Source organism: Aminivibrio sp. (assembly GCF_016756745.1).
Classification (GTDB): domain Bacteria; phylum Synergistota; class Synergistia; order Synergistales; family Aminobacteriaceae; genus Aminivibrio.
The window spans coordinates 13,246-18,911 of record NZ_JAESIH010000007.1 but is presented as its reverse complement, the minus strand read 5'-3'; the positions used below and the strand labels follow the sequence as shown (position 1 = coordinate 18,911).

Sequence of the window (5,666 nt, the reverse complement as noted above, 5' to 3'; positions counted from 1 at the left end):
CTTCCCCTGATGATGTCCATACCCTAGATCCTCCCTTAGAGCGAGTCCGCGCCGCAGAGATAACCCCTGAGCGCGGTGGCGGCGGCGGTGGCGGGCGACGCGACGTAGATGTCCGCCCCGGGGCTTCCCATTCTTCCGGGGAAATTCCGGCTCGACGTGGTGACGCAGGTTTCCCCCTGCGCGAGGATGCCCTCGTGGGCGCCGAGACAGGGGCCGCAGCCGGGGGTGGAAAGCACGGCGCCGGCGTTCACCAGCGTTTCGATGTACCCGGCCAGGAGGGCGTCCTGGAAGATCCGCCTCGAGGCGGGAATGACCACGAACCTGATTCCCGGGGCGACCCGTTTTCCCTCCAGGATCTCCGCCGCGACCCGAATGTCGTTCAGCCGTCCGCCGGTGCAGGTGCCAAGGAACACCTGGTCCACGGGGATCCTCTCCCCCGGAATGGCGGAGACGGCGTCCACGCTCCCCGGAAGGGCGACCCGGGGAGACAGGGAGGAAACGTCGTACCGGACCACGGAGTCATACTCGTAGTCCTGATCGGTCGCGGGAATCTCCCCGCCTTTCCAGCCGAAACGGGAGAGGTATTCGAGGGTGATGCCGTCCGGGGCGATGTAGGCCGCCTTGGCCCCCATCTCCACAGCCATGTTGCACAGGACGAAGCGCTCCTCCTGGGGCATCGCCCGGACCGCGCCGCCGCTGAACTCCACCGCCTTGTAGATGGCGGCGTCCTGTCTGAGGTCGCCGATGGCGTGGAGAATCATGTCCTTGGCCATGACGCCCTTGGGAGGGGTACCCTCAAAGACGATGTTCATCACCCGGGGGACCTTGAACCAGAGCTTCCCGGTGATCAGGATGGTAGCCATGTCGGTGGCCCCCACGCCCGTCCCGAAGGCCCCCAGGGCACCCAGGGTGGTGGTATGGGAATCGGTCTCCACGACGAGGGCGCCGGGGCCGACCATGCCGCTCTCGGTCAGTACCTGATGGCAGACCCCCTCGCCGATGTCGAAGAGGTGCTGAATGCCCTGCTCCGCGCAGAATTCCCTCATTTTTTTGTGATTGTCCGCTGCCTTGATGGTGGGTGCTGGTGAATAGTGATCGAAGACGAAGGAGGTCTTTCCGGGGTGGCGGACCTTTTCTCCTCCCAGTTCGCGGAAGGATTTGATCACCTGGAGATAGAGGTCGTTGACCTCTGCCAGGTCCACGTCCGCAAGGACGATTTCCCCTGCCGATACCTGCGTCTTCCCGGAAGCCCGGGCGAGGATTTTTTCCAGAGCATGCATTCCGTTATCTCTCCTCATGTCGTAAAATCCGGTTCCAAAAGCCTTTCCCCGCGGGGGGATGACTGTGTCCGCCGTTTCTCCGGAATGATTTTCCGGGCCTTCGACCGGGTGAATCATGATGTAAGATTCGGCGAGGTGCTATAATGGGGTTGAAATGGTAAGTGGTCCTACCAGTTAAAACTTTTGAAAAGTATAGCATATTATCAGGCGGATGCAAGGGGGATGGAGAACCATGGCGCTCCAGCAGATCAAGAAGGTCATCGTCAGGGATGCGATCATCGAAAACGTCACCAGGTACATCAGGGACAACAATCTGCAGGTGGGGGACCGGATTCCCTCGGAGCGGACCCTGGCGGACGCCATGAAGGTGAGCCGGAGTTCCGTTCGGGAGGCCCTGAAGATTCTGGAGAGCAACGGCCTGCTGAAAATCCGCCACGGAGGGGGAGCGTTCCTTCTTTCCACCGCCGCCGTGCCGGTGGCGGAATACAACTCCGCCCAGAGGGATCACTTCGTCTTTCTGAGGCAGCTCATCCAGGCCCGGAGGATGATCGAGGAACGTGTGGTGGCCGAGGTGGTCCCCCATCTGACGGAATCGCAGATCCTTTCCCTCCGGCGGATGGAGGACGAACAGCTCGAGGCGGCGGAAAAAGGCCGTGCCGAGGAAGGATCCCGGTTCGAACTGCCCAACATGAATTTCGAGCTGGCCATCACCTCCCTGCTCGACAATCCCGTGATCTGGGAGATGCACAAGAGAGTGGAGGTCCAGTGGAAAAAGACGTTCCGCAGACTGTCCACCACCCCCTTCCCCGCAAGGGAGCGGTACAACCACCACATGGAGATCATCAGGACCATGGAGAGCGGCAGCGTGAAAGCGGCGGTAAAGGCCATGGCCTTCCACAACAGCATCCTGGCCGACTACATCGACGAGGAAATTCGGAAGCTGGATTTACGACGGGACGAAGGGTGCGGACAGGCACCGGAAGGTTCCGGGGCGGAACAGGCAGAGTGCACGATTATGAACGGAGGTGCCGGAAAATAATGCGGTTCATTTCGACGGAGGACGCTCCTCGGCCGGGGGGCCATTATTCCCAGGCTGTAGAGCACCAGGGCGTTGTGTACGTGGCGGGACAGCTTCCCATCGTCCCGGGGACGGGAGAGAAATGCCTCGGCACGGTGGAGGAACAGACGAAGAGGGCCCTCCTGAACCTGGAGGCCGTCCTGAAGGCATCGGGGAGCGGCAGGGACAGGGTGCTGCGGGTGACCGTCTACGTGTCGGACATTTCGCTCTGGGGCAGGGTGAACACGGTGTACGCCGAATTCTTCGGCGACCACAAGCCCGCGCGGACGGTGGTGCCGACGCGGGACCTGCACTACGGCTTCCTGGTGGAGATCGACGCCATTGCGGCGACGGCCTCCGGAAGAACGGAGGAGAAATGATCATGAAGGACCCGTACAGCGCCGTGGATACCCCTGCCCTCCTTGTGGACAGGCCCGTTTTGCTGCGCAACATAAAGGACATGCAAAACAGGGCGGACAGGGCGGGCATCGCCCTGAGACCCCATACGAAGACCCACAGGACCCCGGCGATCGCGGCCATGCAGGTGCAGGCCGGAGCAAAGGGAATCACCGTGGCCAAGGTAGGCGAGGCGGAGGTCATGGCCGCGAACGGCATGGATGACATCTTCATCGCCAACGAGATCTACGGCGAGCTGAAGTTCGCCCGGCTCCGGAACCTGGCCGCAAAAGTGCGGCTCAGCGTTGGGGTGGACAACCGGGAGCAAGTGACGGGCCTCTCCCGGTTCTTCAAGGGCGCAGCGGAACCGGCGGACGTTCTGATCGAGGTGGAAACGGGAGAGGTGAGGTCGGGCATGCTCCCCGGACCGGAGCTGGTGGTGCTTGCAAAATTCATTGCCGACACGCCGAACGTGCGGCTGAAGGGCATTTTTTCCCACGAGGGGCACACCTACGGCGCCAAAGACCGGGAACAGTGCGCCGCCTTTTTCCGGAAGGCCCAGGAGGATACCCTCGGGGCCGCGGAGATGATCCGGGCGGCAGGCATACCGGTAGGCACGGTGAGCATCGGCTCCACGCCGTCCCTTCTGGTCGGCGGGGAGATACTCCCCGGCGTGACGGAGATCCGTCCCGGAACTTACGTTCTGATGGACGCCGCCCAGGGCGCGGCGGTGGGGAGTTACGACACCTGCGCCGCCACTGTGCTGGCCACGGTGGTGAGCAAACCCACGGCGGACCGGGTGGTCCTGGATGCGGGGGTCAAGGCGCTGACGGCCTTCACCAGGGAAGGGGGGATCTGCGGCACTCCAGGCTACGGACTGCTGAAGGGCTTTGACGGTCTGAGGATCGGCAAGCTCTATGACGAGCACGGGCTTGTCTACGGCCGAGAAGCGAACAAGCGGATCTCCCTGGGAGACCGGGTGGAGATCATCCCCAACCACATCTGCCCCACCTGCAACCTCTACGACCGGATGTATCTCGTGGAGGACGGCCTGGTCGTAGACGAGTTGCCCATTCTCTGCAGGGGGAAGTCGCAGTAGGGCAAAGAATCAATGACAACGGTGCGATCCATCATCCCCAGCGGGGATGGCCTTGCCTGCCATCCTGAGGCCGGCTTTTTGGCCGAAGGATCTCGGTCTTCTTGTCATTCTGAGGGCGAAGCCCGAAGAATCTCGGTCTTGAGGGACAAGGGATCAACCCTGAGATCCTTCGGGCGTGGAGCCGCCCTCAGGATGACAAAAGCAGTTTGTCGTCCTGAGGCCGGCTTTTTGGCCGAAGGATCTCGTCCTTAAGAGACGAAGGAGTCCAACCCCGAGATCCTTCCCTCGCTATGCTCGGGATGCTTCGCGATCGCTTCGCTCAGGACGACAGAAAGGGTGTCATCCTGAGGCCGGCTTTTTGGCCGAAGGATCTCGCCCTTCTTGTCATTCTGAGGGCGAAGCCCGAAGAATCTCGGTCTTGAGGGACAAGGGATCAACCCTGAGATCCTTCCCTCGCCGTGCTCGGGATGCTTCGCGATCGTCGCTGGGCTCCTCAGGATGACAAGAGCAGTTTGTCGTCCTGAGGCCGGCTTTTTGGCCGAAGGACCTCGCCCTTGCCTCTAAGGGACGAAGGATCTCATCCTTGCCCCTAAGGGACGAAAGACCAAGACTGAGATCCTTCGGGCGTGGAGCCGCCCTCAGGATGACAACTGGCAGGGATGGAGGGTTATGTTCCCGTCTTCGACGCAACCCCGAGATCCTTCCCTCGCTATGCTCGGGATGCTGCGCGATCGCTTCGCTCAGGATGACAGAAAGGGTGTCATCCTGAGGCCGGCTTTTTGGCCGAAGGACCTCGCCCTTGCCTCTAAGGGCCGAAGGACCTCGCCCTTGCCTCTAAGGGACGAAGGATCTCATCCTTGCCCCTAAGGGACGAAAGACCAAGACTGAGATCCTTCGGGCGTGGAGCCGCCCTCAGGATGACAACTGGCAGGGATGGAGGGTTATGTTCCCGTCTTCGACGCAACCCCGAGATCCTTCCCTCGCTATGCTCGGGATGCTGCGCGATCGCTTCGCTCAGGATGACAGAAAGGGTGTCATCCTGAGGCCGGCTTTTTGGCCGAAGGATCTCGCCCTTCTTGTCATTCTGAGGGCAAAGCCCGAAGAATCTCGGTCTTAAGAGACGAAGGAGTCCAACCCTGAGATCCTTCCCTCGCCGTGCTCGGGATGCTTCGCGATCGTCGCTGGGCTCCTCAGGATGACAAGAGCAGTTTGTCGTCCTGAGGCCGGATTTTTGGCCGAAGGATCTCGCCCTTAAGAGACGAAGGAGTCCAACCCTGAGATCCTTCGGGCGTGGAGCCGCCCTCAGGATGACAAGAGCAGTTTGTCGTCCTGAGGCCGGATTTTTGGCCGAAGGACCTCGCCCTTAAGAGACGAAGGAGTCCAACCCTGAGATCCTTCGCTTCGCTCAGGATGACAAAAGCGAAATGCTTCCTTCGCCGTGCTCGGGCTGCTGCGCGATCGCTGCGCTCAGGATGACAGCCTCTTTTCTTAGCCCTCAACGAAGCGGATTCCCCCTCTGGCGAAGGCGGCGGAAATGGAGTATCATTACCCCGAAATCTTCGGGGCGGGGTGGAATTCCCCACCGGCGGTGAAGGACCTCCAGGTCCGCAGCCCGCGAGCCGAAAGGCTGATCCGGCGTGATTCCGGAGCCGACTGTGAGACGGACGAAACAAGGTGTCCGTGAAGTCAGGATGGAAGAAGATGGCGAGATCCGTTTTTTTGCCCCGGATGCCTGTGCGTCCGGGGCTTTTTTTTTCGGGAGGCGAAGTTACTCATGGAAGCGACAACCGTCAACTCAACCCGCCGCATGGTGTGGACCGCCCTTCTGTCCGCC

General features: G+C 61.3%; 4 protein-coding genes and 1 riboswitch. Of the genes, 3 read left to right on the top strand and 1 reads right to left on the bottom strand.

The features are described 5' to 3' along the window. Positions 1 to 35: 35 nt before the first annotated feature. Positions 36 to 1,280: a 3-isopropylmalate dehydratase large subunit gene (locus tag JMJ95_RS00390; protein WP_290681015.1), complete on the bottom strand. Its 1,245-nt coding sequence runs from the start codon at positions 1,278 to 1,280 to the stop codon at positions 36 to 38. A gap of 232 nt (positions 1,281 to 1,512) precedes the next feature. Here JMJ95_RS00390 and JMJ95_RS00385 point away from each other — a divergent pair, with 232 nt between their 5' ends. The 3 genes from JMJ95_RS00385 to JMJ95_RS00375 are packed head-to-tail and all read left to right on the top strand — an operon-like array spanning position 1,513 to position 3,832. Next, a complete protein-coding gene (locus JMJ95_RS00385; RefSeq protein WP_290681013.1) occupies positions 1,513 to 2,319 on the top strand; it encodes a GntR family transcriptional regulator in 807 nt (268 codons plus the stop codon). After that, entirely contained in the window at positions 2,319 to 2,717 is a 399-nt protein-coding gene (locus JMJ95_RS00380; protein ID WP_290681010.1) for a RidA family protein, read from the top strand. The genes JMJ95_RS00385 and JMJ95_RS00380 overlap by 1 nt, the downstream gene beginning before the upstream one ends. 2 nt (positions 2,718 to 2,719) lie before the next feature. Then, positions 2,720 to 3,832 carry an alanine racemase gene (locus JMJ95_RS00375; RefSeq protein WP_290681007.1) on the top strand — a complete coding sequence of 371 codons (1,113 nt, stop codon included), beginning with the start codon at positions 2,720 to 2,722 and terminating at the stop codon, positions 3,830 to 3,832. 1,551 nt (positions 3,833 to 5,383) lie between these two features. Then, positions 5,384 to 5,539: riboswitch (FMN riboswitch) on the top strand. The last annotated feature ends 127 nt before the right edge of the window (positions 5,540 to 5,666 follow it).

What these genes read in the sequence shown, in the direction of transcription:
- JMJ95_RS00390 (WP_290681015.1), bottom strand. Translation starts at nt 1,280, where the DNA reads ATGCATGCTCTGGAAAAAATCCTCGCCCGGGCTTCCGGGAAGACGCAG.
- JMJ95_RS00385 (WP_290681013.1), top strand. Translation starts at nt 1,513, where the DNA reads ATGGCGCTCCAGCAGATCAAGAAGGTCATCGTCAGGGATGCGATCATC.
- JMJ95_RS00380 (WP_290681010.1), top strand. Translation starts at nt 2,319, where the DNA reads ATGCGGTTCATTTCGACGGAGGACGCTCCTCGGCCGGGGGGCCATTAT.
- JMJ95_RS00375 (WP_290681007.1), top strand. Translation starts at nt 2,720, where the DNA reads ATGAAGGACCCGTACAGCGCCGTGGATACCCCTGCCCTCCTTGTGGAC.